This is a genomic window from Pseudomonas sp. SJZ103 (genome assembly GCF_007828335.1).
Taxonomy (GTDB): domain Bacteria; phylum Pseudomonadota; class Gammaproteobacteria; order Pseudomonadales; family Pseudomonadaceae; genus Aquipseudomonas.
The window spans coordinates 17,563-44,009 of sequence record NZ_VIUN01000004.1; the positions used below are offsets into that span (position 1 = coordinate 17,563).

The 26,447-nt window shown below is 63.5% G+C and carries 24 protein-coding genes; 9 read left to right on the forward strand and 15 right to left on the reverse strand.

The window, feature by feature from the left end; translation table 11 throughout:
• Positions 1-11: 11 nt before the first annotated feature.
• The 3 genes from FBY10_RS10920 to FBY10_RS10930 all read right to left on the reverse strand — a co-directional run bounded on the left by FBY10_RS10920 (position 12) and on the right by FBY10_RS10930 (position 3,502).
• The gene (locus FBY10_RS10920; RefSeq protein WP_053138529.1) at positions 12-1,157 is read right to left on the reverse strand and encodes an HlyD family secretion protein; all 1,146 of its coding nucleotides are present in this window, start codon (positions 1,155-1,157) and stop codon (positions 12-14) included.
• Positions 1,154-2,797, reverse strand: coding sequence for an MFS transporter (locus FBY10_RS10925; protein WP_145336146.1), 1,644 nt, complete (start codon positions 2,795-2,797; stop codon positions 1,154-1,156). The genes FBY10_RS10920 and FBY10_RS10925 overlap by 4 nt, the downstream gene beginning before the upstream one ends.
• Positions 2,798-2,914: 117 nt before the next feature.
• A complete protein-coding gene (locus FBY10_RS10930) occupies positions 2,915-3,502 on the reverse strand; it encodes a TetR/AcrR family transcriptional regulator (protein WP_131698157.1) in 588 nt (195 codons plus the stop codon).
• Positions 3,503-3,679: 177 nt separating this feature from the next.
• Here FBY10_RS10930 and FBY10_RS10935 point away from each other — a divergent pair, with 177 nt between their 5' ends.
• The 3 genes from FBY10_RS10935 to FBY10_RS10945 are packed head-to-tail and all read left to right on the forward strand — an operon-like array spanning position 3,680 to position 6,342.
• Positions 3,680-4,468: an SDR family oxidoreductase gene (locus tag FBY10_RS10935; RefSeq protein ID WP_145336148.1), complete on the forward strand. Its 789-nt coding sequence runs from the start codon at positions 3,680-3,682 to the stop codon at positions 4,466-4,468.
• Between the two features lie 28 nt (positions 4,469-4,496).
• Positions 4,497-5,495 carry an NADP-dependent oxidoreductase gene (locus FBY10_RS10940; protein ID WP_131698159.1) on the forward strand — a complete coding sequence of 333 codons (999 nt, stop codon included), beginning with the start codon at positions 4,497-4,499 and terminating at the stop codon, positions 5,493-5,495.
• Positions 5,496-5,529: 34 nt separating this feature from the next.
• Complete coding sequence (locus tag FBY10_RS10945) at positions 5,530-6,342, forward strand: oxidoreductase (protein WP_145336150.1); 813 nt, start codon at positions 5,530-5,532, stop codon at positions 6,340-6,342.
• 195 nt (positions 6,343-6,537) lie between these two features.
• Here the strand turns inward: FBY10_RS10945 and FBY10_RS10950 are convergent, their stop codons facing one another.
• From FBY10_RS10950 to pedF, 10 genes are all read right to left on the reverse strand, one after another.
• Positions 6,538-8,016 carry a DASS family sodium-coupled anion symporter gene (locus tag FBY10_RS10950; protein WP_145336152.1) on the reverse strand — a complete coding sequence of 493 codons (1,479 nt, stop codon included), beginning with the start codon at positions 8,014-8,016 and terminating at the stop codon, positions 6,538-6,540.
• An 80-nt stretch (positions 8,017-8,096) separates the two neighbouring features.
• Positions 8,097-9,467 carry a hybrid sensor histidine kinase/response regulator gene (locus FBY10_RS10955; protein ID WP_145336154.1) on the reverse strand — a complete coding sequence of 457 codons (1,371 nt, stop codon included), beginning with the start codon at positions 9,465-9,467 and terminating at the stop codon, positions 8,097-8,099.
• Positions 9,451-10,614: an alcohol dehydrogenase-like regulatory protein ErcA gene (gene ercA, locus FBY10_RS10960; RefSeq protein ID WP_090405974.1), complete on the reverse strand. Its 1,164-nt coding sequence runs from the start codon at positions 10,612-10,614 to the stop codon at positions 9,451-9,453. The genes FBY10_RS10955 and ercA overlap by 17 nt, the downstream gene beginning before the upstream one ends.
• 127 nt (positions 10,615-10,741) lie before the next feature.
• On the reverse strand, positions 10,742-10,813 hold the full coding sequence (pqqA, locus tag FBY10_RS10965) for a pyrroloquinoline quinone precursor peptide PqqA (protein ID WP_010209364.1): 72 nt from the start codon (positions 10,811-10,813) through the stop codon (positions 10,742-10,744).
• 240 nt (positions 10,814-11,053) lie between these two features.
• Entirely contained in the window at positions 11,054-12,574 is a 1,521-nt protein-coding gene (locus tag FBY10_RS10970; RefSeq protein WP_010209363.1) for an aldehyde dehydrogenase family protein, read from the reverse strand.
• Positions 12,575-12,695: 121 nt separating this feature from the next.
• Positions 12,696-14,471 (reverse strand): PQQ-dependent methanol/ethanol family dehydrogenase, encoded by a 1,776-nt coding sequence (locus FBY10_RS10975; protein ID WP_145336156.1) that lies wholly within the window; start codon positions 14,469-14,471, stop codon positions 12,696-12,698.
• Between the two features lie 125 nt (positions 14,472-14,596).
• Positions 14,597-15,529 carry a quinoprotein relay system zinc metallohydrolase 1 gene (locus FBY10_RS10980; protein WP_145336157.1) on the reverse strand — a complete coding sequence of 311 codons (933 nt, stop codon included), beginning with the start codon at positions 15,527-15,529 and terminating at the stop codon, positions 14,597-14,599.
• A gap of 16 nt (positions 15,530-15,545) precedes the next feature.
• Entirely contained in the window at positions 15,546-16,295 is a 750-nt protein-coding gene (locus FBY10_RS10985; protein WP_145336159.1) for a quinoprotein dehydrogenase-associated SoxYZ-like carrier, read from the reverse strand.
• Between the two features lie 9 nt (positions 16,296-16,304).
• Positions 16,305-17,180, reverse strand: coding sequence for an ABC transporter substrate-binding protein (locus tag FBY10_RS10990; RefSeq protein ID WP_145336161.1), 876 nt, complete (start codon positions 17,178-17,180; stop codon positions 16,305-16,307).
• A 3-nt stretch (positions 17,181-17,183) separates the two neighbouring features.
• Positions 17,184-17,645, reverse strand: coding sequence for a cytochrome c-550 PedF (gene pedF, locus FBY10_RS10995; RefSeq protein WP_027606205.1), 462 nt, complete (start codon positions 17,643-17,645; stop codon positions 17,184-17,186).
• A 254-nt stretch (positions 17,646-17,899) separates the two neighbouring features.
• Here pedF and exaA point away from each other — a divergent pair, with 254 nt between their 5' ends.
• Together exaA and FBY10_RS11005 are read left to right on the forward strand one after the other, a co-directional pair.
• The gene (gene exaA, locus FBY10_RS11000) at positions 17,900-19,792 is read left to right on the forward strand and encodes a quinoprotein ethanol dehydrogenase (protein WP_145336163.1); all 1,893 of its coding nucleotides are present in this window, start codon (positions 17,900-17,902) and stop codon (positions 19,790-19,792) included.
• Positions 19,793-19,880: 88 nt separating this feature from the next.
• On the forward strand, positions 19,881-20,528 hold the full coding sequence (locus FBY10_RS11005; protein WP_145336165.1) for a pentapeptide repeat-containing protein: 648 nt from the start codon (positions 19,881-19,883) through the stop codon (positions 20,526-20,528).
• A gap of 65 nt (positions 20,529-20,593) precedes the next feature.
• On the opposite strand, the gene FBY10_RS11010 is transcribed toward FBY10_RS11005, so the two are convergent.
• Both FBY10_RS11010 and FBY10_RS11015 read right to left on the reverse strand, forming a co-directional pair.
• Positions 20,594-21,220, reverse strand: coding sequence for a response regulator transcription factor (locus FBY10_RS11010; protein WP_145336167.1), 627 nt, complete (start codon positions 21,218-21,220; stop codon positions 20,594-20,596).
• A complete protein-coding gene (locus FBY10_RS11015) occupies positions 21,217-22,479 on the reverse strand; it encodes a sensor histidine kinase (protein WP_145336521.1) in 1,263 nt (420 codons plus the stop codon). Before FBY10_RS11015 ends, FBY10_RS11010 begins: the two co-directional genes overlap by 4 nt.
• Positions 22,480-22,665: 186 nt before the next feature.
• Between FBY10_RS11015 and FBY10_RS11020 the strand changes: the two genes are divergently transcribed.
• The 4 genes from FBY10_RS11020 to FBY10_RS11035 are packed head-to-tail and all read left to right on the forward strand — an operon-like array spanning position 22,666 to position 26,353.
• On the forward strand, positions 22,666-23,838 hold the full coding sequence (locus tag FBY10_RS11020; protein ID WP_145336169.1) for an ABC transporter substrate-binding protein: 1,173 nt from the start codon (positions 22,666-22,668) through the stop codon (positions 23,836-23,838).
• Between the two features lie 30 nt (positions 23,839-23,868).
• On the forward strand, positions 23,869-24,828 hold the full coding sequence (locus tag FBY10_RS11025) for a YVTN family beta-propeller repeat protein (RefSeq protein WP_145336171.1): 960 nt from the start codon (positions 23,869-23,871) through the stop codon (positions 24,826-24,828).
• Positions 24,825-25,565, forward strand: coding sequence for an ABC transporter ATP-binding protein (locus FBY10_RS11030; RefSeq protein ID WP_131698170.1), 741 nt, complete (start codon positions 24,825-24,827; stop codon positions 25,563-25,565). The genes FBY10_RS11025 and FBY10_RS11030 overlap by 4 nt, the downstream gene beginning before the upstream one ends.
• A complete protein-coding gene (locus FBY10_RS11035) occupies positions 25,562-26,353 on the forward strand; it encodes an ABC transporter permease (protein WP_145336173.1) in 792 nt (263 codons plus the stop codon). The genes FBY10_RS11030 and FBY10_RS11035 overlap by 4 nt, the downstream gene beginning before the upstream one ends.
• The last annotated feature ends 94 nt before the right edge of the window (positions 26,354-26,447 follow it).

A 26,447-nucleotide genomic window follows, 5' to 3' on the forward strand; every position in this document is an offset into this window, starting at 1 on the left:
AGCGAGCTTGCTCAAGGTGGGGAGTTTTTCAGGCGCCCAGCCGTATCGATACTCACGACAACCGACAACCCCGGCCGCAACCGTTCGCTCTCAGCCTGATCCGGGTCCACCGTAATCCTTACCGGCACGCGCTGGGCAATCTTCACAAAGTTGCCCGTCGCGTTGTCCGCCTGCAACAGGCTGAATTCCGACCCCGTGGCCGGGGAAATATGCTGCACCGTGCCGTGAAACCTGCGGTGGTTCAGCGCATCCACGGTGAAGGTCACCGGCTGGCCGACCTGCACATTGTCCATCTGGGTTTCCTTCATGTTGGCGATCACCCACAGCTGCTTCGGCACCAGCGCCATCAACTGCGCTCCGGAGTTGACGTAGGCTCCCAGACGCACGCCAATCTGCCCCAGCTGCCCGTCACGCGGCGCGGTGATGCGGGTGTTGGACAGGTCGATACGCGCCAACTCCACTGCGGCCTCGGCACTCGCGACCGCCGCTTCCAGGGAGCCGCGATTGACGATCACCGTTTGCAAATCCTGCCGCGCAATTTCCAGGCTCGCCTGGGCCTGTGCCACCGCCGCGATGGTCTGCGCATTGGCGGCGCGGGTCACGTCCAGCTCGCGCTTGGACACCGAACCGTCGCTGATCAGCTCTTCATTGCGGCGCAGGTCGGCGGTGCTTTTGCGCGCCTGGGCCTGGCTATCCACCAGTGCGGCCTGGCGCAGCTTGATGGTGGCTTCGGCACTGTTGCGTTGCTGCACCACATTGGCCAGCGAAGCCTTCTGCACCGCCAGTTGCGCCAGCGCCTGGTCGAGGCGCTGCTTGTAGATGCGGTCATCCAGGCGCACCAGCAGGTCGCCGGCCTTGACGTACTGGAAGTCCTGCACCGGCACCTCGAACACATAGCCGCTGAGCTGCGGGCCGATGATGGTTACCTGGCCACGCACCAGAGCGTTCTCGGTGGTTTCCACCGCGCTGCTGAACGGCGGCAGTTGCCAGGCATACAGCACGATCAGCACCCCGACGATGGCAATCGCGGCGAAGCCCAGTGACGAGAGGATGCGCACGCGCAATGAGCGCGGTTCGGTGACCGTGGCGCCGGGCGGCGTGGTGCCTTCCGGGGTGGCGGCGATGGCGTTGGTGGTCGTGGTGGTCGGTTCGGTCATGAAGTAGCGCCGCTGGGTTGAACGGGAGTGGCTGCTTTAGTGGTGCTCATCAGCCACAGACTGCGGATAAAGATCCAGATCATGGTCAGGATCGCGATAATCGCGATCAGCATGAACACATCGTTGTAGGCCATGACATTGGCCTCACGGGTCGCCGCGGTGGCCAGGCTGCGGATGCCCATCAGGTTGCGCAGTTCCGGGTCGGCGACGATACCGCCATAGGCCGACCCGCCGCTCTGCACCCGCGCGGCCACACGCGGGTCGAGCAAGGTCAGGTGCTCGACGATCATGCTGGAGTGATACTTCTCGCGCACGATCTGGAAGGTGCCGAGCAAGGCCGCGCCGATCAGGCCGCCGAGGTTCTGGCAAATCCCGAACATCACCGAAAAGCTCACCAGGTTACGTGGGTTGGCCAACACGTTTTTGGTCCCCAGCACCATGGTAGGCCCCAGAAAGAACGTACCGCCGAAGCCTAGCAGGAACTGGCTGATGTACAGGTTCTGCGGACGCGTGAGGTTGCTGGAGAAACTGTCCATCACCGAGCCGGTGGCCATCAGCGCCAGGGAAATCACCAGCGGCATCAGCAGGTGCGCCGGGTTGATCGTCAGCGCACTGACCACCAACCCGGCAATCGCCCCCACCAGCATCACCACGTACAGCGTGTGCATCTGCTGGTAGCTCATGTTCAACATCTGCATGAACCCGACAGCGCCGGTGGACTGCTCCGACAGCACCATGCGAATCAGGATCACCGCCAGCGCCAGGCGAATCATGGTGCCGCTGCCCAGCCAGCGCGTCATCAGCAGCGGGTTGGCGCGGTTATGTTCGATGGCCAGGCCGGCCATGATCAGCACCAGGGAACAGGCCGAGGCCACGCCGATCCAAGGGGCCTCCAGCCACCAGTCGATACGCCCCAGGGACAGCACCGCGCACAGCAGGGCCACGCCGCTGGCGAGGATGGCGAAGGTGAGGAAATCAAGTTTTTCAAAGGTCTTGAAGCGGTCGCCGGGGGGCAGCTTGAGCAGGAACACACAGCCCAGGCAGATCAGCGCCATGCCCAGTTCGAACAGGTACAAACCACGCCACTCGGCAATTTGCAGCAGGTCTTCGGAGAACAGTCGCGCCAGCGGCAAGGCCAATTGCGCCGTGCCCAACCCCAGCACCAGGGATTTCAACCGCCACTTCGCCGGGAACGCCTGGATCATGTAGTACAAGCCCAACGAACTCAGCGCCGCGCCGACCATGCCATGGGCCGCCCGCACCGCGATGGCCGAGTTAAGGTCGTTGACGAACAAGTGGCCGAAGGTCACCAGCGCGTACAGCACCAGGAACACCTCGGTAAACGCCCGCAGGCCGAATTGCTGGCGAAACTTCACCAGCAGCAGGTTCATGCACACGTTGGTCATCACATAGGCGGCGGGCAGCCAGGCCATTTCCGCGGTGGTCGCACCGAGGGCGCCTTGCAGGTATTGCAGGTTGGCGATGACCAGCGCGTTGCCCAGGCCACCGGTGATTGCCACCAGCACGCCGACCAGCGCATACAGCCAGCGCTTGTGGGTGGGGTGCCACGGCGTCGACGGCGAACCGGGCAGGCTCGGGCGCTCGTGGGGTTCCCAGGTGTGGGGGGTGTATTTATCCATTCGATGACCTAGATGACCCGACGGGTGACGTCGGTAAAACCACTACTCAGAGACAGTAAACCTGAGCAGAGTTCATCTTGCCATCTTGGACGTATCAGTCAGCGCCCATCTTGCCACTCATGCGCTGCTTTCTTTACTCGATGGCAGGGATGCCATTATCTCAGCGCGGCACGTTTCCAATATTTCATCCGCCAGGGCCGAGTCATCCGGACACGCCCGCGACAGCATGACCGCACCGATTGCATGGGCCAGCAGGTCGATCATTTTCGCGCGGGCCTCTTGCCTGGTGACATCCACACCCGCCGTGTACTTGTCCTCGAGTGCTGCAAGCGTGTTTTCAACGCCACTGGCAAAGGTCGCCTTCAGATCATCGGACTGACGGGCGGCGTCACCACACAGGGCTGCCAGGGTGCACCCCGCTCCCCTGCCGTCTCGGTGGTCCCTGGACACGTACAGGTTTACAAATTCCGGCACGTCGAGATCGCAGGTACTCGACAGGGATTTGGCCAGGCTGTTTTCGGCCGCTTCGGCCATCAGATCGGCCTTGGAGCCAAAGTGTTTGTAGAAGCCTCCCTGGGTAAAACCCGCAGTAGCCATGAGTTCTGCCACACCCACACCGTCATAGCCACGCTCACGAAACAGCTCTGACGCCGTCTCCACAATATGAGCTCGGTTGGCGAGTGATTGCGTCTTGGTGATCTTCATTTCGCGCCCCTGCGACTCCTGAACAATGGCCTGATCATACTCTGATGTCGTTCATAATCAAAACTATTGACACCTTTGATTATGATCGACATCATAAAACCACCCGCACATGTCTCTGCGGCTGTGCGGCGCGGATCGCCGTCTCTGATCATCCTGAACAATCAAGAGCATCTACCTATGAGCACCCCAGAAACCGTACTGATTACCGGCGCCTCAACAGGCATTGGCGCGACCTACGCCGAGCGTTTTGCCCAACGTGGGCACAACCTGGTGCTGGTTGCCCGCGACAAAAGCCGGCTGGACGCATTGGCCTCGCGGCTGCGTGAGAAACACGCGGTTTCCATTGACGTGATCCAGGCCGACCTGACTCAAACCAGCGACCTGACCACCGTCGAAGCTCGCCTGCGTGATGACGCCAGTATCGGCATCCTGGTGAACAATGCGGGCGCCGCCCTGTCCGGCAGCTTCATTGAGCAATCCATCGACAGCGTTACCAACCTGGTCGCGCTCAACACCACCGCCCTGGTGCGACTCGCCAGCGCCATCGCGCCACGCCTGGCACACGCCGGTAACGGCGCGATTATCAACATTGCCTCGGTGGTGGGTCTGGCACCGGAATTCGGCATGAGCGTCTACGGTGCAACCAAGGCGTTCGTGCTGTTTCTATCCCAAGGGCTGAGCCTCGAGCTCTCGTCCAAAGGCGTCTACGTGCAAGCCGTTCTTCCAGCGGCCACCCGCACGGAAATCTGGGATCGCGCGGGCATCGACATCAATACCCTGAGCGAAATCATGAGCGTGGACGAGCTGGTCGATGCTGCGCTGGTCGGTTTTGATCGTCGCGAGCCGGTGACCATTCCGCCATTGCAAGACGCCGCCCGCTGGGATGCCCTGCAGGCCGCCCGCCAAGGTTTGCTGTCAGAGATTCGCCAATCGGTCGTCGCCGAGCGCTATCAAGCCAAGGCGTGATAGTCACGCGAACCATGGGAACTGAACGATGAAAGCCTTCCTGATCGACCGTTACGGCAAGAATCAAGGACGCCTTGCCGAGGTACCGGACCCGGAACCAGGCATCCACGACGTGCTGATCAAGGTGCATGCCAGCAGCGTCAACCTGCTGGATTCGAAGATCAGCAAGGGTGAATTCAAACTGATCCTGCCGTACCCATTCCCGCTGATCATGGGCAACGACGTGGCCGGCGTCGTCGTTCGCGTAGGGTCAGGCGTGCGCAGCTTCAAGCCCGGTGACGAGGTCTACGCGCGCCCGCCCGACGCGCGCATCGGTGGCTTTGCCGAGCTGATCGCGATTGAGGAAAGTGCCCTCGCACTGAAACCCAAAAACACCAGCATGGAACAAGCTGCCGCCCTGCCCCTGGTTGCACTGACCGCCTGGCAGGTGCTGGTTGAAACAGCCCGCTTGAAGAAGGGACAAAAAGTCTTTATCCAGGCGGGCTCCGGTGGTGTCGGCAGCATTGCCATCCAGCTTGCAAAACACCTGGGGGCTTTCGTTGCCACCACGACCAGCACCCCCAACGTGGAGTGGGTCAAGGCGCTGGGAGCAGACGTCGTCATCGACTACACGCAGCAAAACTTCGAAACCGTGTTGCGTGACTACGACGTCGTATTGAACAGCCTGGGCCCTGCCGAACTGGAAACATCCCTGCGCATTCTCAAGCCGGGTGGGCAGCTCATTTCTATCTCAGGGCCACCAACCGCCGAGTTCGCACGCGAGCAAAAGCTGTCCTGGGGACTCGGTTGGATCATGCGCCTGTTAAGCAGTGGCATACGCAGAAAAGCCCGCAGGCAGGGCGTCGACTATGGGTTCGTGTTCATGCGCGCGAGCGGTGCGCAATTGCAGAAAATCACCGTGCTCGTCGAGTCCGGCGCTATCACACCCGTGATCGACCGAACCTTCCCTTTCGAGGCAACGGCTGAGGCATTGAGCTACGTCGAACGGGGCAGAGCCAAGGGGAAGGTGGTCATCAAGATCATATGACCCAGCACACACTCAACAACCGGCGGAGCCTCAAATGAAAACACCTTCCGAAAGAACTGCGATAGTCACCGGTGCGTCGTCCGGTATTGGTCAAGCGACTGCTGAAGCACTGGTGCGTGCAGGGTATAGGGTATTTGGCACAAGTCGGAAAGCGGGGGCCAGCTCAACGCCGGTGTCCATGCTCACCTGCGACGTGACAGACGACACCTCTGTCAGTGCGCTCGTCTCCACCGTGCTCGCACAGACCGGGCGGATCGATCTGCTGGTCAATAATGCCGGCATCGGCCTGCTGGGCGGCGCTGAAGAATTCTCGCTCCCACAGGTACAGGCACTGTTCGACGTCAATCTGTTCGGCGTCATCCGCATGACCAATGCGGTACTCCCGGCAATGCGAGAGCGTGGCCAGGGGCGCATCATCAATATCGGATCGATTCTAGGGGTAATCCCCGCGCCCTACTCCGCTCATTATTCGGCGGTCAAGCACGCGCTGGAAGGCTATTCCGAATCCCTTGACCACGAGGTGCGTGCCTTCAATATTCGCGTCTCGGTCATCGAGCCCGCATTCGTGCGTACCGTCTTCGATCAAAACGGCATTGAGCCAGACTCGCTGCTGAAGACCTACGATCAGCCCCGAGCCGGGTTCAAGGCACTGCTGGCCGAGGTGATGCCGAAAGCCGACCGGCCAGACGTCGTCGCGGCAGTCGTGGTCAAAGCCGCGACCGACATCCACCCTCAGCCTCGCTACACGGCTGGCAAGGCCGCACGACAAATCAGCCTGCTGCGCCGCTTCGCCCCTGCTGGGTTCTTCGATAAGGCCTTGCGTAAGCAATTTCGCCTGCCGGTTTGAATCACAAGATGTGCAGACTTGTGGCGAGAGGGCTTGTCCCGCGTTGGGCTGCGCAGCAGCCCCAAAACCAGCCACTACGCAATATCGGGTACACCGCATTCGTCCTTCATTGGGGGCGCTTCGCACCCCAACGGGGGACAAGCCCGCTCGCCACAGGGGTTCCAGTTTGCTGTGCGACCAGAAGCGCATTTCAAATCAGATCCAACCGAGCCAGCTCCAGTAAGTCGCCGCAAACACCAACATCAACCCATACCCGATCAACGTCACCAGAATCCCCACCTTGGCAAACTGCCGCGCCGTAAACGTCCCGGTCCCCAGGCACACCATGTTCTGCGGCGCATTGATCGGCAGGATAAACCCGTAGCTCATCACAAACCCCAGCAGCATGGTCATGCCCAAGCGGTTGAACTCCCCCGGCAAGGTCTGCAACACCGCAATCAATATCGGCAACAGCGCCGAGGTCAGCGCCGTGGCGCTGGCAAAGCCCAGGTGGATCACGATCAAAAACGCCCCCAGGATCGCAAACACCCCCAGCGGCCCGACCTGATCCAGGCCGGTATGCGCCACCACCTGGGAACCCAGCCACTGTCCGGCCTGGGTGGTCAGCAGCGCGGTACCGAGGCTGATGCCCACGCCAAACACAATCACCGTGCCCCATGGAATGCGCGACTGCACATCCTTCCAGGTCATCACCCCAATCCCCGGCAGCAGCAGGAACACCAGCCCGGCGTAGGTGGTCGAGGTCGTGTCGAAAGGGTGCAGGCGCCCTTCCGTCGCCCATGCCAACAGCAACAACACCGACACCGTCAGCAAGCGTTTCTGCGGGCCGGTCATCGGGCCGATGTCCACCAGGGACTGGGCCACGGCTTCCTTGCCACCAGGGATGCTGTCGGTTTCCGGCGGCAGCAGCTTGATCACAAGGAACAGTAGCACCGCCGACATGATCACCGCCCACGGCGCGCCGGCGATCAGCCAGTCGATCCACGACACGCGCTGGCCGAGCATCTTGTCCATAAAGCCCACGGTCAGCAGGTTTTGCGCGGCGGCGGTCTGGATGCCGACGTTCCAGATGCTGGTGCCCTGGGCCACCACGATCATCAGGCCGGCGGCGATGTTGGAGCGCTTGTCCACGCCAAACGCGGCGACCACGCCCATCATGATCGGCACCACACAGGCGCTGCGCGCAGTGGCGCTGGGGACGACGAGGCTGAGCAGGATCGTCACCGCAATCGCCCCAAGCAGAATGCCGCGGGTGCTGGTGCCGACGCGGGTCAGGGTCACCAGGGCGATGCGCCGGTCCAGGCCGGTGTGGGTCATGGCCGCCGCAATAAACAACGCGCCCGCCACCAGGGCCAGTGCCGGGTTGGAAAAGCCGGTGAGCGCCATGCTGATGGCCGGGCTGGAGCCGATCAGGTGGGTGGGGTCTTGCAGCGACGGTGCCGTGCCAAGCAAAAACGCCATGAGCGAGGTAATCATGATCGCGCTGGCTTCATAAGACACCGCCTCGGTGATCCACACCACCACGGCAAACGCGAGGATCGCCAGCATGCGCTGCCCAGCCACCGGTAAGTCGACGGGCATCGGCAACAGCAGCACGCCGACCATCACCAGTACACCGATCACCAGGCCCAGGGGCAACTTGAAGGATGCTGCGGTTGTTGCGGGGGCGTTCATGGCGGGCTCCGTCGGGCTCTGAATCAGAGCCCGCAGCATGGGGCAAAGCGCCGCAACGGGTGTTGACGGGTATCAAGACCCTAGGTCAATAACTGGCTCAATACCGCCCGCAACTTGCCGGGCTTGAGCGGTTTGTTCAACAACGGCGCGTCCAGGCGACGCAGCACGCGGCGGCACTGGTCGGTGCGGTCGGCGGTGATGATCACGGCGGGGATGTTCTGCGCGAAATGCTCGCGCAGGTGCTTGACCACCGCACAGCCCACCACGCCGTGGTCAAGGTGGTAGTCGGCGAGGATCAATTCCGGTGCCCTGCCCTGCAGCGCCAGCAACGCCCCGGCCTGGTCGGTGGCGGTAATCACCTCACAGCCCCACTGCCCCAGCAGCGCGCGCATGCTGTCGAGGATGCTCACCTCGTTATCGATTACCAGTAAACGCCGCCCCGGCAGCGGGTTGCCCGTGGTCGGCAGCACCGGCAGTTGGCTGATCGCCAGGGGCATCTCTTCGCTGATGGGCACCTCGATACTGAACATCGAGCCACGCCCCGGCCACGAACGGACCGCCACCGGGTAGCCGAGGATCTCGGCGATGCGCTCGACAATCGCCAGGCCCAGCCCTACGCCTTTGCGGTCCGAGGCACGGCCGACGTCGAGCTGGTTGAACTCGAGGAAGATCGCATCGAGCCGGTCGGCCGCGATGCCGCGCCCGGTGTCCCACACCTCCAGGCGCAGGCGATCGCCACGGCGGCGCGCGCCGAGCAGGATGCAGCCCTCGTCGGTGTAGCGGCAGGCGTTGCTGAGGAAGTTACGCAGGATCCGCGTCACCAGGCGCAGGTCAGTGCGAATCGCATAATGGCCGGTACGCGCGCGCAGGTTCAGCCCGGCCGCCAGCGCCACCGACTGGAACTCCGAGACCAGCGGCGCAAACAGCTCATCCAGGCGATACAGCGCCACATCGGGCTTGACCGCCGCCTGGTCGAGCCGCGAAATATCCAGCAGGTCGGTGAGCAAATCCTCGGCGCCTTCCAGGGCCTGGTGCGTACGTTCCACCAGCACCTGCTCGACGCTGGGCAAGTTGCGTTCGCGCAGGGTCGAGATCAGCAGCCGCGCCGCGTTAAGCGGTTGCAGCAGGTCATGGCTGGCGGCGGCGAGGTATTTGTCCTTGCTGCGGTTGGCAGCTTCGGCGGCGTCGCGCGCATCGCGCAGCTCCTGCTCGACCTGCTCGCGCTGGGCGATCTGTTGTTGCAGGTTGCGGTTGGCTTCCAGCAGTTCATCGGTGCGCGCCGCCACCCGCTGCTCCAGCTCATCGTTGAGACGGATATAGCGGTTGCGCTCGGCCTCCAGCTCGTCGAGGCGCGCGGTGAGTTCCGGGTAGTGGCTCTTGCGCGCCGAGTGATTGCCCAGGCCCAGCAGCCCGGCCAGGGCCTGTTGCTGGTCGTCAGAGCGCTTCGCCATATACGACCTCGACATCACGCTGGCTGGACTCGCGCGGGTTGGTGAGGATGCACGGGTCGTGCATCGCATGTTGGGACAGGAACGGAATATCCGCCACGCGCACCCCATGCAAACCGAGGGTTTCGTGAAAGCCGATGGCGTGCTTCAGGGCAATCAGATGCTCCACCAGCCGCCCGCGAATCTGCCGATGGCTGAGGCCCCGGCAATCGATGCCAAAGGTCTCGGCAATTACCTTGAAGCGCTCCGGCGCCGAGTTGTAGTTGAACGCCACCACGTGTTCCACCAGCACCGCGTTGCACAAACCATGGGGCAGGTCGAGAAACCCGCCGAGGCTGTGGGACATGGCATGCACCGCGCCGAGGATCGCATTGGAGAACGCCAGGCCGGCCTGCATGCTGCCGAGCATGATCTTCTCGCGCAGGGCAATGTCACCGGGGTTGGCGATCATCTGCACCAGGTTACCGTTGATCAGGCGCATGGCCTCCAGCGCATGGGGGTCGGTCAGCGGGCCGTGGCCGGTGGACACGAACGCCTCGATGGCATGCACCAGCGCGTCGATGCCGGTACAGGCGGACAGGAACGGGTCCATGCTCGCCGTGGTTTCCGGGTCGATCAGCGACACATCCGGCACCACCGCCTTGCTGACGATGGAGAACTTCATGCGTTCCTGCTGGTTGGAAATGATCACGAACTGCGAGACATCCGCCGACGTGCCGGCGGTGGTGGGGATCAGGATCAACGGCGGGCTCGGCACACGGATGGTGTCCACGCCTTCGAACTCGAGGATACAGCGCCCATGGGCGACCACAATGCCGATGGCCTTGCCGCAGTCCATGGGGCTGCCGCCGCCGATGGCCACGATCACGTCGCAATGGTTTTCCCGATACACCTCGGCACCGAGCATCACTTCTTCGACGCGCGGGTTGGGCGACACGGCGCTGTACAGGCAGTAGTCGATACCGATGGCCTGCAGGCTGGCTTCCACATCGGCGACCCAACCGGCAGCGATCACACCGGGGTCGCTGACCACCAGCACCTTGCGCGCACCAAAGGTCTTGGCGTAGTTACCGACGTTGTGCCGGCAGCCGGCACCGAAGATGATTTCAGGCGAGACGAATTTACGCAGGAGGCTCAGATTGGGGCTCATTGGAAAGCCTGTTCTTATTATTTTTGGGAGATGCGCTTCACACTAACCCATTCCGGGGCGAATGCAATCAGACCAAAGGGTCATTCCCAATACGGCACCGGCCAGCGCGAGGCTGGCCGGAGATGGATCAGCGGCTGGCGAAGTACATGGTCACTTCGAAGCCGATACGCAGGTCGGTGAAGGCGGGTTTGGTCCACATAGGGAGAGTCCTCTTGTTGTGCCGGAAGATTCCGGTAAGGGCATTAATGCATGGGGGGATGGGGGTGCGAATGCTACTTTCGAAGGAGCTCGCACCCGCATTGGTAGCGGGTATACGCCGATCAAAATGTGGGAGGGGGCTTGCTCCCGATAGCAATGTGTCAGCCACATCACTGTTGACTGACCCACCGCCATCGGGAGCAAGCCCCCTCCCACAGGGGACCGCGTTGCAATCCGAGGGTTAGAAGAAACCCAACGGATTGATGTCGTAGCTCACCAGCAAATTCTTGGTCTGCTGGTAGTGATCGAGCATCATCTTGTGGTTCTCACGCCCCACGCCCGACTTCTTGTAGCCGCCAAACGCCGCATGCGCCGGGTACAGGTGATAACAGTTGGTCCACACGCGACCGGCCTTGATCGCCCGGCCCATGCGGTAGGCGCGGTTGATGTCGCGGGTCCACAGCCCGGCGCCGAGGCCGAATTCGCTGTCGTTGGCAATCGCCAGGGCTTCGGCTTCGTCCTTGAAGGTGGTGATACCCACGACCGGGCCGAAGATTTCTTCCTGGAACACGCGCATCTTGTTGTGGCCCTTGAGCAGGGTCGGCTGGATGTAGTAACCGCTGGACAGGTCGCCCTCCAGGCGCTCGGCCGCGCCGCCGGTGAGCAGCTCGGCGCCCTCTTCCTGGGCGATCTTGAGGTAGGAGAGGATCTTGTCGTATTGCTGTTCGGACGCCTGGGCGCCGACCATGGTCTCGGTGTCCAACGGGTTGCCGCGCTTGATCTTGACGATCTTCTTCATCACCACTTTCATGAAGTCGTCGTAGATCGACTCCTGCACCAGCGCCCGCGACGGGCAGGTGCACACTTCGCCCTGGTTGAAGAACGCCAGCACCAGGCCTTCGGCGGCTTTTTCGATGAACTGCGGCTCGGCCTGCATGATGTCTTCGAAGAAGATGTTCGGCGACTTGCCGCCCAGTTCCACGGTAGAGGGAATGAGGTTCTCGGCGGCCGCATGCATGATGTGCGCGCCGATGGGGGTCGAGCCGGTAAAGGCGATCTTGGCGATGCGCTTGCTGGTGGCCAGTGCCTCCCCGGCTTCGCGGCCAAAGCCCTGGACGATATTCAGCACGCCCGGTGGCAGCAGGTCATTGATTAACTCGGCAAACACCATGATCGACAACGGCGTCTGCTCGGCCGGCTTGAGCACGATGCAGTTACCGGCGGCCAGGGCCGGGGCGAGTTTCCAGGCGGCCATCAGCAGCGGGAAGTTCCACGGAATGATCTGCCCGACCACGCCCAAGGGCTCATGGAAATGATAGGCCGCGGTGTGTTCGTTGATCTCGGCGGCGCCGCCTTCCTGAGCGCGGATGCAGCCGGCGAAGTAGCGGAAGTGGTCAGCGGCCAGGGGCACGTCGGCGTTGAGGGTTTCGCGCACGGCCTTGCCGTTGTCCCAGCTCTCGGTCACGGCCAGCACTTCGAGGTGCTGCTCGATACGGTCGGCGATTTTCAGCAGCACCAGCGAGCGATCCTGGGGCGAGGTCTTGCCCCAGGCGTCGGCGGCAGCATGGGCAGCGTCGAGGGCCTTGTCGATATCGGCGGCGTTGGAGCGCGGGAATTCGGCGATCACTTCACCGGTCACCGGCGAAGTGTTGGTGAAGTACTCACCGCTCAGCGGGGCGACGAATTCACCGCCGATGTAATTACCGTAGCGCTGCTTGAAGCTGACGATGGCGCCAGGGGTGCCAGGTTGTGCGTAGATCATGTTAAAGCCTCTGTCTGGGTCCGGGCCTGTCGGTCAACAGGCGATGACCCGATAGTAAAGAGCCCCCGTTGCCGGGCGAATGCGCCGTTGGCAGGGGGGCACTTGTCATTTGGTCGTAGATTCAGTGTTTGGCGACCAGCTCTTTGGGCAGCTTGAAGGTCCAGAGCATGCCGCCCTGGTTGAAGTCCTTGATGCGCTTGGCCACTTCACCGCCCCACAACGGCACGGCGCCGCCCCAGCCGGAGAGCACCGAGACGTACTGTTCGCCGTCCATTTCCCAGGTCACAGGCGAGCCGAGCACGCCGGAGCCGGTCTGGAATTCCCAGACCTTCTCGCCGGTCTTGGCGTTGAACGCCTGCAGGAAGCCTTCCGGCGTGCCGGTGAACACCAGGTTGCCCTTGGTGGTCAGCACCCCGCCCCACAGCGGCGCGAAGTTCTTGTGGCGCCAGACTTCCTTGCCGGTCTTCGGGTCAATGGCGCGCAGCACGCCGATATAGTCTTCGTTCAATGGCTTGATAGTGAAGCCCGCACCGAGGAACGCCGCGCCTTTTTTGTAGGCGATGCCTTCGTTCCACATGTCCATGCCCCACTCGTTGGACGGCACGTAGAACAACCCGGTGTCGCGGTTATAGGCCATCGGCATCCAGTTTTTCGCGCCCAGGAACGCCGGTGCGACGAACACCGAGGTGCCCTTGGCTTCGCTGCCCGGGGCGCCAGGGCGGCTGGCGTCGTTGTAGATCGGCCGACCGTCCTTGTCCAGGCCGGTGGCCCAGGTGATCTTGTCGACAAACGGGAAACCACGGATGAACTTGCCGTTGGTGCGATCAAGCACGTAGAAGAAGCCGTTACGGTCGGCTGTGGCGGCGGCTTTGATCTCTTTGCCGCCTTCCGTGTAATTGAAGGAGACCAGCTCGTTCACGCCGTCATAGTCCCAGCCGTCATGGGGCGTGGTCTGGAAGTGCCACTTGATGGTGCCGTCGTCCGGGTTCAGCGCCAGGCGCGAGGACGAGTAGAGGTTGTCGCCAGGGCGCAGGTGCGAGTTCCACGGCGCCGGGTTGCCGGTGCCGAACAGCAGCAGGTTGGTTTCCGGGTCGTAGTAGCCGCCCAGCCACGGTGCGGCGCCGCCGGTTTTCCACAAGTCCCCGGGCCAGGTCTTGCCCGCCTCGCCACCGGAGATGCCGTTCTCCACCGCCTTGCCGTCCTTGTAGACGTAGCCCATATGGCCTTCGACCGTCGGGCGACTCCATAGCAGTTCACCGTTTTTCGGGTCATAGGCTTCGATCTTGCCCACCACGCCGAACTCGCCACCGGCCACACCGGTAATCAGCTTGCCGTTGATCACCAGGGGCGCGGCGCTGATGGAGTAGCCTTCTTTGTGGTCGGCGACTTTCTTGCTCCACACCACTTTGCCGGTGTCTTTGTTCAGCGCCACCAGCTTGGCGTCGAGGGTGCCGAAGAACACCAGGTCGCCGTACAGCGCCACGCCACGGTTGATCACGTCACAGCACGGGCGGATGTCATCGGGCAGACGCGCATCGTACTGCCAGAGCTTCTTGCCGGTGCGCGCATCCACCGCGAACACCCGCGAGTAGGAACCGGTGAGGTACATCACCCCATCCTTGATCATCGGCTGCGCCTGTTGCCCACGCTGCTTCTCGCCACCAAAGGAAAACGCCCAGACCGGGCGCAGTTCCTTGACGTTGTCGACGTTCAGGGTGTCGAGGGGGCTGTAGCGCTGGCCCTGCACGCCCAGGCCGTTGGTGACGATCTGCCCGGGGTTTTTCGGGTCCTGGAGGATGTCCTCATCGGTGACCGAGGCCATGGCCTGGCCAGACAACAGGATGGCACCGAGCAACACACTCAAGGCGAAGGGTTGGCGGCGTGCGGGTTGGGTCATGACGGCTACCTCTGCGGTTTTTGTTATACCCGGGAAATTTTCCCGGTCTGGTGCAGATTCTTGGGCGCAGGGGCAGTTGTCACAATTGACCGCAGTATCAAGTTTGCTAGTTCCTTAGTAGCGGGTCAGCGCGCCGAATCCACGCGTTGCATCTGTTCGCGCTCGTATCGCGGGTACAGGTGGCTGACGCTGCGGATCAGTTCATAGCGGCTCAGGCTGATAGCGGCGAAGCGTTCGGGGATGGGGCTGCGGATCATCTCGGCCATGTCGCTGCCGTGGGCCGCGCCGTCACGCAGCAGTTGATCGAGCCAGGTCAGGTAGTCGCGCATCTGCGTGAAGGGTTGCGCGTCGCTGGCCACCGGGCCATGGCCGGGCACGATCAGGGTCCAGGGCAAGGCTTGCAGGGTGCCGAGGTCGGCCAGCCACACCGCCAGCCCCGGGCTGTTGGGGGTGGTGAGCGCGCGCTGGTAAAACACCAGGTCGCCGGCGAACAGCACGCCGGTGCTCTGGTCGAAGATCGCCAGGTCGGCGCCGGTGTGGCCGGTGAGCGCGAGCAGGCGCAAGTCGTGGCGGCCGACGCTCAGCACACCGGGTTCCAGCACCTGGGTGGGCAACACTACCTCGGTACCGCGCATCCAGTCGCCGACCATGCGGTAGAGGTTTTCCGCCATGCCGTCGCCCTGCTCGTGCAGCAATCGTGTGGTCTCGGCCAGGGCGCCGATGGGCACGTCCTTGAAGGCCTGATTGCCCAGCGCATGGTCGGGGTGATGGTGGGTAATCAGCACCTGGATCACCGGTTTGGGGGTGATACGGGCGATGGCCTCGCGCATGGCTTCGCCGTAGCGCCGCGACGGCCCGGTGTCGATCACCACCACGCCAGCCTCGGTGACAATGAAGGCGGTGTTGACGATATTGCCGCCATTGGCCTTGGCAAAATTGTCGGTGCTGCCTTCAAGCAGCCAGGTGTCATCGGCGATCAACCGGGGCTTGAGGGCGTAGTCGAGGTCCGCCAGGGCGGGCAGGCTCAGGCCCAGGCATAACAATAGAATCCAGCGCATGCCGCGCTCCTTCTGGTCAGGGGATGGCCGCGTCGAACTCATTGCCGCTGTTGTCGCGCAGCACCAGGCGGGTGGGCCCCGGCGCGTCGATGTCGAAGGCCAGGTTGGGGTTCTCGCTGACCGCCGGGAACAACTCAAGATCAGCCAGCACCTGGCCGTCCTGGCCGCGCAGTTGCGCATGGTTGATAAAAAACTCGGGGATGCCGCTGACCATGCCATTGTCCATCGGGTGCGCCACCTGCACACGTACGCGGCTGAACTCGCCACGCGGGTAACGGCCGCCTAGCACTTCGCCGATGTGCTCTTCCCAGCCCGGCTGGGTGCGTACCATGCTGGGCGCGGTGCAGCCGCCACCGGCAGCTTCGATCAAGGTCGAGCCCACATGCCACAGCCCGTCATCGGTGAGCACCGCCGCCCGCAACGGCGTGGCCTGCTCGATACGAATCCGCAGCGACAGCCACGGCAGCACGCCGGCCTTGGGTTGGAAGTCGACGATTTTCGGCAATGGGTTGAGCTCGGCCCAGGCGAGGATTTTCACCACATGTCCGTTGAAGGCGCGGGCGTCGATTTCCAGCGGCACCTGGCGCGCATCTTCGGCGAACGGCGGCGCGAGCAGCTTGACTCGGTCGTCGAACACGAACGGCGCCTCGGCCAGGAACTGCTTGTGATAGAACGCCCACATCACCGACGGCACCGGGTCGACCTCCACGGCGTGAGCCGCCAGCGGCAGCCAGCACGCCAAAATGCAGCTCAGTCGCCAATTCATCGCCTGCTCCTATTGATACATCTCGGGGACTTCGTACTGCAGGCCGTAACGGGCATAGATGGCTTGCACCGCACCGTCGCGGATCAGGCCTTCCAGCGCCTCTTCCACCGCATAGGCCAACTGGCGATTGCTCTCGTGCACCGCCATGCCGATCTCCCAGCGTTGCTTGCCCATGTTCGGGTAGGCGTTTTCGGCCAGGGCCAGTTGCGGGTCGTGGGCTTCATGCACCTGCCAGTCGACTTCGCCGCGCATCGCCATCACCGCATCGACCTCACCGGCTTTCATCGCCGCAAAGGCCTGGGGGACGTCGGGGTAGTGATGGGTCTTGGCGGCGAGCATGCCGCTGAACACCGAGGTGAGGTAGAACGACGGCACGCTGTCGACTTCGACGCCAATCGGGTGCTGCTCGAACACCGCCACGCTGGCAACCCTGTCCAGGCGCCGACGGTCGTAAGCCACCTGCCATTGTTCGTTCTGGTACGGCCCGAACATCACCACATGGCCGTTTTCCAGTTCGCCCTGGTCGTTGCGCTTCTGTGCGTAATCGTGATCGTAGGGCGCGCGCATCATCAGGTCGGCCAGTTGCTGGTTGTGCAACTGGCTGCCACGCCAGATGTAGTCGCGCAGGTCGTCGTCGAGCTTCTCGCCGGCCGGCGCCCAGATCAACTTGAGCTGCACCCCCAGCGCCGTGGCCAGGGCCTGGGCCAGCTCCACGTCGACCCCGCGCGCGGTGGCGCCGTCTTCGAAACTGTAGGGGGCAAAGTCCTTGTACACCGCCACGTTGATTTCGCCGGCGGCGATCATCTGGTCATAGCTGCGCACCTGCGCCTGTGCCGGCTGGCAACACAGCAGGGCCAGGCCAAGCACATAAGCGAACAGGCGCATGGCTTACTCCTCGACGTGCACGCTGTCCAGGTAGGTGCGCACGGCCCACAAGGCTTCCTGGCTCAGGTAGTCGGCCATTTTCGGCATGTACACGCGGCCGTCACGCACCGCGCCATGGCGCACGCGCTCGACGAACCATTCATCACCGGCTTCGCCCACATCGAGCATGCGCAGGTCGGGGGCGATGCCGCCGGACTTGGCTTCCAGGCCGTGGCAGGCGGCGCAGTTCTGGTTATAGGCGGACGAACCGATTTCCACGGCGCGGTCGTGTTCAGGCGAGGTACGGTACGGATTGACCGCCGCCCAGCCGTCTTCGTTGACCGGCACGCCGGCATCCTTGATCGAGGTCAGGCCCTTGGTTTCCACCGCTTGCGGGACCACGTTGCCGTGGGCCCAGGCAGAGCCCCCGGCGATCACACCGACCAACAGCCCGGCGACGAGCAAGGCATTGTGTTTTGTTGTCATTATTTTGCCCTCAGGATTGCACGCAAAACCTCATTGCAGAGGTTATGGCAACCATCTTAGAAACCCCGGGGCATGGGCCGTATGCTGCTTTGGTGGCCGCCTTCTCCTCCCTTGGTAGTAGGGCTTGTGGGGCACGCCTAAAACAGCGGCGCCTCGGGAAGTCTTCCCGGCCACAGCGGGACTTTTTCCGTATCCGCCCGGCGCCCCGGCGTTCCACCCTGTGCAGGCCAAAACCTCCACTGGGAACTGCAACCATGACAATAAGATCGCTACCCGCCCGCTCACCTTCAAGCCTTGCCGTGCAAGCCTTTGTGCTGGTGGGCAGCCTGTCCCTCAGTGCCGTAACGTTCGCGGCCGCCGACCCCGCCAAGCCGACGCACAATGTCACCTGGGAAGACATCGCCAACGACCACCTGACCACCAAAGACGTGCTGCAATACGGCATGGGCACCAACGCCCAGCGCTGGAGCCCGCTGGCCCAGGTCAACGACAAGAACGTGTTCAAGCTCACCCCGGCCTGGTCCTACTCGTTCGGCGATGAGAAGCAACGCGGCCAGGAATCCCAGGCCATCGTCAGCGACGGCGTGGTCTACGTCACCGGCTCCTATTCCCGCGTGTTCGCCCTTGACGCAAAGACCGGCAAGCGCCTGTGGACCTACAACCACCGCCTGCCCGACAACATTCGCCCGTGCTGCGACGTGGTCAACCGTGGTGCGGCGATCTTCGGCGACAAGATCTACTTCGGCACCCTCGACGCGCGCCTGATCGCCCTCGACAAGAACACCGGCAAAGTGGTGTGGAACAAGAAGTTCGGCGACCACGCCGCCGGCTACACCATGACCGGCGCCCCGGTGCTGATCAAAGACAAGGTCAGCGGCAAGGTGCTGCTGATCCACGGCAGCTCCGGCGATGAATTCGGCGTGGTCGGCCAGCTGTTTGCCCGCGACCCCGACACCGGTGAAGAAGTGTGGATGCGCCCGTTCGTGGAAGGCCATATGGGCCGCCTCAACGGCAAGGACAGCACCACCACCGGCGACGTCAAGGCCCCTTCGTGGCCGGATGACCCCACCACCGAAACCGGCAAGGTCGAGGCCTGGAGCCACGGCGGTGGCGCCCCTTGGCAGAGCGCGAGCTTCGATGCCGAGACCAACACGATCATCGTCGGCGCCGGCAACCCCGGCCCGTGGAACACCTGGGCGCGCACCGCCAAGGACGGCAACCCCCACGACTTCGACAGCCTCTACACCTCCGGTCAGGTCGGCGTCGATCCGAGCACCGGCGAAGTGAAGTGGTTCTACCAGCACACCCCGAACGACGCCTGGGACTTCTCCGGCAACAACGAGCTGGTGCTGTTCGACTACAAAGACAAGGACGGCAAAGTGGTCAAGGCCACCGGTCACGCCGACCGCAACGGCTTTTTCTATGTGGTGGACCGCAACAACGGCAAGCTGCAGAACGCCTTCCCGTTCGTCGACAACATCACCTGGGCCAGCCATATCGACCTGAAGACCGGGCGTCCGGTGGAGAACGAAGGACAGCGCCCGGCCAAGCCATTGCCGGGTGAAACCAAAGGCAAACCGGTGGAAGTCTCGCCGCCGTTCCTGGGTGGCAAGAACTGGAACCCCATGGCCTACAGCCAGGACACCGGCCTGTTCTATATCCCGGGCAACCAGTGGAAAGAGGAATACTGGACCGAAGAGGTCAACTACAAGAAGGGCTCGGCGTACCTGGGCATGGGCTTTCGCATCAAGCGCATGTATGACGACCACGTCGGCACCCTGCGCGCGATGAACCCAACCACCGGCAAGGTAGTGTGGGAGCACAAGGAAGCGTTGCCACTGTGGGCCGGCGTGTTGGCCACCAAGGGCAACCTGGTGTTTACCGGTACAGGCGACGGTTTCTTCAAGGCCTTCGACGCGAAAACCGGCAAGGAGCTGTGGAAGTTCCAGACCGGCAGCGGCATCGTCTCGCCGCCGATCACCTGGGAGCAGGATGGCGAGCAGTATGTCGGCGTGACCGTCGGCTATGGCGGCGCGGTGCCGTTGTGGGGCGGCGACATGGCCGAGCTGACCAAGCCGGTAGCGCAAGGCGGGTCGTTCTGGGTGTTCAAGATCCCGAGTTGGGATCAGAAGACCGCGCAAAAATAACCCCTGCGAGAATGCCGGGCCGCCCTTTGTAGCAAGCGGGTTCCCTTGTGGTGAGCCCGCTCACCACAGGATCCCCAGAGGTTACACGATGAACTACCTGCCCTTGTTACTCCTGCTCTCCCTGCCCCTGGCGCACGCCGACGACGGCGACGACGCCCCGCTGATCATCAACGGCTGCACCATCGCCGAACACAGCCAATGCCCCGGCGCCAACCTCAAGGGCGCCAACCTGCGCAACCAGGACTTGAGCAAGATGAACCTGGCCGGCGCCGACCTGCGCGAGGCGGATCTGCGCCATGCCAACCTCGACCTGGCCAACCTGGAAAAAGCCCAGCTGCAAGGCGCCAACCTGACCCGCGCCAGCCTGCAACAGGCCAACCTGCGCCTGGCCAACTTCAGCGGCGCCACGCTGATGGCGATCCAGGGGTGGGGCCTGTTCGCCCAGGGCGCGCAGTTCGAAAACGCCAACCTCAGTGCGGCCTACCTGCAATTTGCGCGGCTGTCCGGGGCAAAAATGCACAAGGCCAACCTGCGTGCGGCCGACCTGGAGATGACCTGGCTGAGCAAGGCCGACCTGCAAGATGCCGACCTCAGCGACGCCAACCTGCAGGAAGCCAAGTTCGGCGAGAGCAACCTGGAACAGGCCACCCTCACCGGCAGTCGCCAGCACTATGCGAATTTCCAGGATGCGAATATGGAGGGCTGCCAGGATTGCCCAACGACCTGGGATCGCTGAAACGACGCCATTGAAATGTGGAAGGGGGCTTACCCCCTCCCACAGTGGGTTTTATGCACACCCGGTTATCCAACCACCCGCACCACGCCCATATCGATCCCCAAGTGCACCAGCTCGGCATGGGAACTCACCTGCAATTTGCTCTTGAGCAAGGTCAGGTGATTGGACACGGTCTTGCTGCTGATATTCAGCTGGTCGGCAATCGTTCGGGTGGGCGTGCCCCTGGCCAGCATCAGGAAAATCTCCAGTTCACGTGGGGTCATGCCCTGCAAGCGTTGATCACCGGGGGTATAGGCCAGTTCGGTGGCCAGAGCCTGTTCGATGTAGGCGTGGCCGTCGAGGATGCGCCGCACCGCTTCGATCAACACCTCGGGTGCCGAGGTTTTGGTCAGGTAGCCAGAGGCCCCGGCGTCCAGGGCCTGGCGCACCAGGGGCAGTTCGTCGTGCATGCTGAAAAACAGCACACGCAGGTGCGGCAGGCGCTGGCGCAGACGCCGGGTGGTTTCCAGGCCGCTGATGCCCGGCAGGCCGAAGTCCATGATCACCAGGTGCGGCAGCGCTTCCTGGACCCGGCTCAACGCTTCTTCACCACTGGCCGCCTCGCGCACTTCAACGGCCGGCAGCAGCGCGCGCAGCAGGCTGGCATAGCCCTGGCGCACCACGGCGTGGTCATCCACCAACAGAATATTCATGAAGCCTCCAACGGCATGTTCAACGCCAACGCCCAGCCGGCGCCGGGCTGGCTGATGATCTTCAATTCGCCGCCCAGGCAGCGGGCGCGTTCGGCCATCGAATACAGGCCCACACCCGGCCGCTGGGGCGTTTCTGCACCGCGACCGTTATCACGCACCCACAGGCGCAGGCGCGAACCGTGATGTTGCAGGCGCACGCGCACCTGGCTGGCGTCGGCATGCCGCAGGATGTTGGTCAGGGCTTCCTGGAGCAGGCGGTACAGATGGGTCTTGCTGGCGCCGGGCAACAGCGGCAGGTCCGTACTGACTTGCAGGTGGCAGGGAATGCCGTGGCTGGCCTGCCACTGCGTGACCAGCATCGAAAACGCCTCGGCCATCGGCAGGTGTTGCAGGGCCACCGGATAGAGATCGTGGACCAGCGCCCTGAAGCCTTGCTGCAAGTGCTCGCAGTGATCCTCCAATTGCGCCACCGTGGACGCCAGCAGATGCGGCTGGTCGGTAACCAGCCGCAACAGGCAGGCCTGGGCGCGAATGCCGGCCAGGTATTGGCCGAGGTCATCGTGCAGGGTCTGGGCCAGGTGGGTGCGCTCCTGCTCCTGCACCGCCAGCAGGGTCTGGGTGAGCCGGGTGTTATCGGTGCGCGCCTGCTCCAGGGCGGCGGTCATGCGGTTGAAGTGCAGCGCCAATTGCCGTGCTTCCGGCGCGCCTTCACTGCGCAGGCGCACGTTAAGCTGGCCGGCGCACACCTGTTGCAGCGCGCGCAGCAATTCATCCAGCACGCCCATACCACGGCGCACCGCCCAGCGGATGGTCAACAGGCTCAGCACCAGGGCCAGGGCGCACAGGCCCAGCAGTTGTTGCAGGGAGTCCCAGACCTCGTCGATTTCATCCCGTGGGTCAACGGCGATGGACACGCGCCGACCGTCCGGCAAGTCCAGCACCTGGGCACTGCGTCGCGCCTCGGCAAACAGCAGGCGCCCGAGCCAGGCGTCCAGCCCGTCCGGGGCCGGCGCTTGCGCGGTGTCGCCGCTCGCCAGCCAGTGCACACGTACATGGCGCAAACTCGCGGTGAGGTGGGGTTGCAGGCTGGCCGGGTCGCGCTCGGCGGTTTCGCTCAGGTAGTGCACCACCGCTTCGGCCGATTGCAGCTCGCGCTCCACATCGGCCAGGGCCTGGTGCAGCAACAGCGCGGTGCAGGCGCAGGTCACCAGGGCGAAGAAGCCGCACACCCACAGGTTGATGCGCCACAGGGCCGACAGGCCGGGCCGGGCGGTGAAGACGCGCATGCTCGTGTCACTCCTGTGAATAAGACCGTTAGGGACCCATGCTAAAACCGCACCCGCTGCGCGTGGCTACTACCTTGGTACTGCCCCAGCGCTACTTTCTGCATATTTGCAGCGACGTTCAGGGTTCCTATGCTGGCGCTACCTGTCATGGAGTGCCCTATGCGCCAGCTCGCCCCCTACGCCGTGATCTGCCTGCTGGCAATCGCCTGGGCCGCCACCGGCCAGGCCGCTGAAGCGCCCTTGCAGGTGCAGATCGGCTACCTGGGTTATCGGCCCGATCCGGGCCCGCTGCTGTCGAATGTGATTCCCGAGCCCGCCGATGCCGGGCAGCGCGGCGCTGAACTGGCGATCATCGACAGCAACAGCACCGGCGCCTTTCTCAACCAGCGCTACAGCCTGACGACCGCCACGGTAGACACCCCAGACGCCCTGCTCGCCGCCGCCCAGGCCCAGCATGCTCAGGGCCTGCGCCTGTTCGTGGTCAACGCGCCCGCTGCCAGCCTGCGCCAACTCAGCGCGGCGTTGCCCGACAGCCTGTTGTTCAATGCCGGCAGCCCGGATGACAGCCTGCGCAGCACCGACTGCCTGGGCAACGTGCTGCATACCCTGCCCAGCCGCGCGATGCTTGCCGATGCGCTGGCGCAGTTCCTGGTAGTGCGCAAATGGCAGAAAGCGCTGTTGATCGTCGGCCCCACCGAGGATGACCAGGCCTACGCTGCCGCCCTGCGTCGCGCCGCCAAACGCTTCGGCGTGCAGCTGGTGGCGGATAAGGCCTGGCGCTTCGACAACGACCAACGCCGCAGCGCCCAGGCGGATATGCCGCTGTTCACCCAGACCGCCGAATACGACGTGGTGTTGGTGGCCGACGAGCGCGGCGACTTCGGCGAGTACGTGCCCTACCAGACCTGGTACCCGCGCCCCGTGGCCGGCACCCAGGGTCTGACGCCCACCGGCTGGCACAAAACCGTCGAGACCTACGGCGCCGCCCAATTGCAGAAACGCTTCGAGGCCCTGGCCGGGCGCTGGATGAACGACCGCGACTTCGCCGCCTGGATGGCCGTGCGCAGCATCGCCAGTGCCGTGAGCAAGTTGCGTCAGGTCGAGCCCATGGCGATCCGTCAACTGGAAATCAGCGAGCAACTGCCCCTGGATGGTTTCAAGGGCCGCAAGCTCAGCTACCGCCCCTGGAACGGCCAATTGCGCCAACCGATTCCCATCGTGCAGCCCCGCGCGCTGGTCAGCACCTCGCCCCAGGACGGTTTCCTGCACCCCACCAACGAAATGGACAGCCTGGGCTATGACAAACCCGAGGTGACCTGCCGCTTCCCTTGATCACCTACCCACAATAATAAGGAATCCGCCATGCGCCGCACCCTGCTCTCATGCGCCCTGCTGCTTGCCGCCGGGCACGCCATGGCCAGTACCGCCTGGGTCTCCAACGAGAAAGACAACAGCCTGAGCCTGATCGACATGCAGACCCTGCAAGTCACCGACACCCTCAAGGTCGGCCAGCGTCCGCGAGGCTTGCTGCTGTCCCATGACCATAAGCTGCTGTACATCTGCGCCAGCGACTCGGACCGCGTGCAGGTGATGGACGTGGCCACGCGCAAGATCATCAAGGAACTGCCCTCCGGCAAAGACCCCGAGCAGTTCGCCCTGCACCCCAATAACCGCTGGCTGTACGTGTCCAACGAAGACGACGCGCTGGTCACCGTGATCGACACCGAGACCTCCAAGGTGCTCGGCCAGATCAACGTCGGCGTCGAACCCGAAGGCATGGCCGTGAGCCCGGATGGCAAGTGGGCGGTAAACACCAGCGAAACCACCAACATGCTGCACTGGATCGACACCAGCACCCAGACCCTGGCCGACAGCACCCTGGTGGACCAGCGCCCGCGCTTCGTCGAGTTCAACCACGATGGCTCGCAGCTGTGGGCCTCGGCGGAAATCGGCGGCACCGTGACCATCCTCGACGTGGCCAGCCGCGCGATCCTCAAGACCCTGACCTTCAAGATCAAGGGCGTGCACCCGGACAAAGTCCAGCCGGTCGGCATCAAGCTCAGCGCCGACGGCAAGTACGGCTTTGTCGCCCTCGGTCCGGCCAACCATGTGGCCGTGATCGACGCCAAGACCTTCGAGGTCCTCGACTACCTTTTGGTGGGCCGCCGCGTGTGGCAGATGGCATTTACCCCGGACGAGAAACAGTTGCTGGCCACCAACGGCGTGAGCGGTGATGTGTCGGTGATCGATGTGGACAGCCTCAAGGTGATCAAGTCGGTGAAGGTCGGGCGTTATCCATGGGGCGTGGTGGTCACGCCATGAACGCCCTGGAGGTGCGCGACGTGAGCTTCGCCTACGGCGCACGGCAGGCCTTGTGCGAGGTGGGTTTCAGCCTCGCACCGGGGCGCTTTGCGGCGCTGCTGGGGCCCAATGGCGCCGGCAAATCCACCTTGATCGCCCTGCTCACGCGGCTGTATGACCTGCAAAGCGGCGACATTCGCGTGGGCGGTCATTCCCTGCGTGAGGCGCCGCGTGCAGCCCTCACCCAGCTGGGTGTGGTGTTCCAGCAAAGCACCCTGGACCTGGATTTGAGCGTGGAACAGAACCTGCGCTACCACGCCGCGCTGCACGGTTTATCACGGCGCCAGACCGACCTGCGCGTAGCCGCCGAACTGGCACGCCAGGCCCTCACCGAACGGCGCCGCGAAAAAGTCCGCGAGCTCAACGGCGGGCATCGGCGCCGGGTGGAAATCGCCCGGGCGTTGCTGCATGAACCGCGCTTGCTGCTGTTGGATGAAGCCAGCGTCGGCCTCGACCCGGCCAGCCGCCTGGCGCTGAACCAGCACGTGCGAAGCCTGTGCCTCGAACAGGGTATCAGCGTGCTGTGGACCACCCACCTGCTCGACGAAGTACAGGCCGACGACGCGTTGATGATCCTGCATCAGGGCCGTCTGGTGGCCAGTGGGCAAGTCGATGCCTTGATCGCGCAACAAGGCGGCGACCTCGGCAGCGTGTTCGCGCGCTTGACACGCCCCACCACGACGGGAGCTGCGGCATGAACGCTTACTGGCAATGCCTGCGCGGCATCGTCCTGCGCGAGTGGCTGCGGTTTGTGTTGCAGCGCACGCGGTTTCTCAGTGCGCTGGTGCGGCCATTGCTGTGGCTGCTGGTGTTCGCCGCCGGGTTCCGCGCCGCGTTGGGCATCTCGGTGATCGAACCCTACGACACCTACATCCCCTACGAGGTGTACATCATCCCGGGGCTGGCCTGCATGATCCTGCTGTTCAACGGCATGCAAGGCTCGCTGTCGATGGTCTACGACCGCGAGATGGGCAGCATGCGCGTGCTGCTGACCAGCCCGTTGCCGCGCACGTTTTTGCTGTGCAGCAAGCTGTTGGCCACCGCGCTGATTTCGCTGTTGCAGGTGTATGGGTTCCTGGCGATCGCCTGGGTGTACGGCGTGCAACCGCCGCCCATGGGACTGTTGATCGCCCTGCCGGCGTTGCTGCTGGTGGCCTTGATGTTGAGCGCCCTGGGCCTGTTGCTGTCGAACGCGATTCGCCAGTTGGAGAACTTTGCCGGGGTGATGAACTTCGTGATCTTCCCGCTGTTTTTCCTGTCGTCGGCGCTGTACCCGTTGTGGAAGATGCGCGACTCCAGCGAATGGCTGTACTGGCTGTGCGCGGTCAACCCGTTTACCCACGCCGTGGAGCTGGTGCGCTTTGCCCTGTACGAACGCTTCGCGGGCCTGGCCTTGGCAGTGTGCCTTGGCTTGACCGTGCTGTTCGCGGTGTTGGCGGTGCTGACGTTCAATCCCCAGCATGCGGCGTTGCGCAAAAAGGGCTGAAGGCGGCAAAAACTACTACTTTAGTACTGGTTTTCCTGTCTATCGTCGCATTCCCAAGGGCTCGGGACTCACGTGTAATGCGCGCATAACGATA

Excerpts from the sequence above, each read along its gene's own strand:
- pedF (WP_027606205.1), bottom strand. The coding sequence starts at position 17,645 with ATGACAACAAAACACAATGCCTTGCTCGTCGCCGGGCTGTTGGTCGGT.
- ercA (WP_090405974.1), bottom strand. The coding sequence starts at position 10,614 with ATGAGCCCCAATCTGAGCCTCCTGCGTAAATTCGTCTCGCCTGAAATC.
- FBY10_RS10930 (WP_131698157.1), bottom strand. The coding sequence starts at position 3,502 with ATGAAGATCACCAAGACGCAATCACTCGCCAACCGAGCTCATATTGTG.
- FBY10_RS11035 (WP_145336173.1), top strand. The coding sequence starts at position 25,562 with ATGAACGCTTACTGGCAATGCCTGCGCGGCATCGTCCTGCGCGAGTGG.
- FBY10_RS11025 (WP_145336171.1), top strand. The coding sequence starts at position 23,869 with ATGCGCCGCACCCTGCTCTCATGCGCCCTGCTGCTTGCCGCCGGGCAC.
- FBY10_RS10945 (WP_145336150.1), top strand. The coding sequence starts at position 5,530 with ATGAAAACACCTTCCGAAAGAACTGCGATAGTCACCGGTGCGTCGTCC.
- FBY10_RS11005 (WP_145336165.1), top strand. The coding sequence starts at position 19,881 with ATGAACTACCTGCCCTTGTTACTCCTGCTCTCCCTGCCCCTGGCGCAC.
- FBY10_RS10955 (WP_145336154.1), bottom strand. The coding sequence starts at position 9,467 with ATGGCGAAGCGCTCTGACGACCAGCAACAGGCCCTGGCCGGGCTGCTG.
- FBY10_RS10975 (WP_145336156.1), bottom strand. The coding sequence starts at position 14,471 with ATGACCCAACCCGCACGCCGCCAACCCTTCGCCTTGAGTGTGTTGCTC.
- FBY10_RS10935 (WP_145336148.1), top strand. The coding sequence starts at position 3,680 with ATGAGCACCCCAGAAACCGTACTGATTACCGGCGCCTCAACAGGCATT.
- exaA (WP_145336163.1), top strand. The coding sequence starts at position 17,900 with ATGACAATAAGATCGCTACCCGCCCGCTCACCTTCAAGCCTTGCCGTG.
- FBY10_RS10990 (WP_145336161.1), bottom strand. The coding sequence starts at position 17,180 with ATGCGCCTGTTCGCTTATGTGCTTGGCCTGGCCCTGCTGTGTTGCCAG.
- FBY10_RS10950 (WP_145336152.1), bottom strand. The coding sequence starts at position 8,016 with ATGAACGCCCCCGCAACAACCGCAGCATCCTTCAAGTTGCCCCTGGGC.
- FBY10_RS10985 (WP_145336159.1), bottom strand. The coding sequence starts at position 16,295 with ATGAATTGGCGACTGAGCTGCATTTTGGCGTGCTGGCTGCCGCTGGCG.
- FBY10_RS10970 (WP_010209363.1), bottom strand. The coding sequence starts at position 12,574 with ATGATCTACGCACAACCTGGCACCCCTGGCGCCATCGTCAGCTTCAAG.
- FBY10_RS11010 (WP_145336167.1), bottom strand. The coding sequence starts at position 21,220 with ATGAATATTCTGTTGGTGGATGACCACGCCGTGGTGCGCCAGGGCTAT.
- FBY10_RS11030 (WP_131698170.1), top strand. The coding sequence starts at position 24,825 with ATGAACGCCCTGGAGGTGCGCGACGTGAGCTTCGCCTACGGCGCACGG.
- FBY10_RS10925 (WP_145336146.1), bottom strand. The coding sequence starts at position 2,797 with ATGGATAAATACACCCCCCACACCTGGGAACCCCACGAGCGCCCGAGC.
- FBY10_RS10920 (WP_053138529.1), bottom strand. The coding sequence starts at position 1,157 with ATGACCGAACCGACCACCACGACCACCAACGCCATCGCCGCCACCCCG.
- FBY10_RS11020 (WP_145336169.1), top strand. The coding sequence starts at position 22,666 with ATGCGCCAGCTCGCCCCCTACGCCGTGATCTGCCTGCTGGCAATCGCC.
- FBY10_RS10940 (WP_131698159.1), top strand. The coding sequence starts at position 4,497 with ATGAAAGCCTTCCTGATCGACCGTTACGGCAAGAATCAAGGACGCCTT.
- FBY10_RS10980 (WP_145336157.1), bottom strand. The coding sequence starts at position 15,529 with ATGCGCTGGATTCTATTGTTATGCCTGGGCCTGAGCCTGCCCGCCCTG.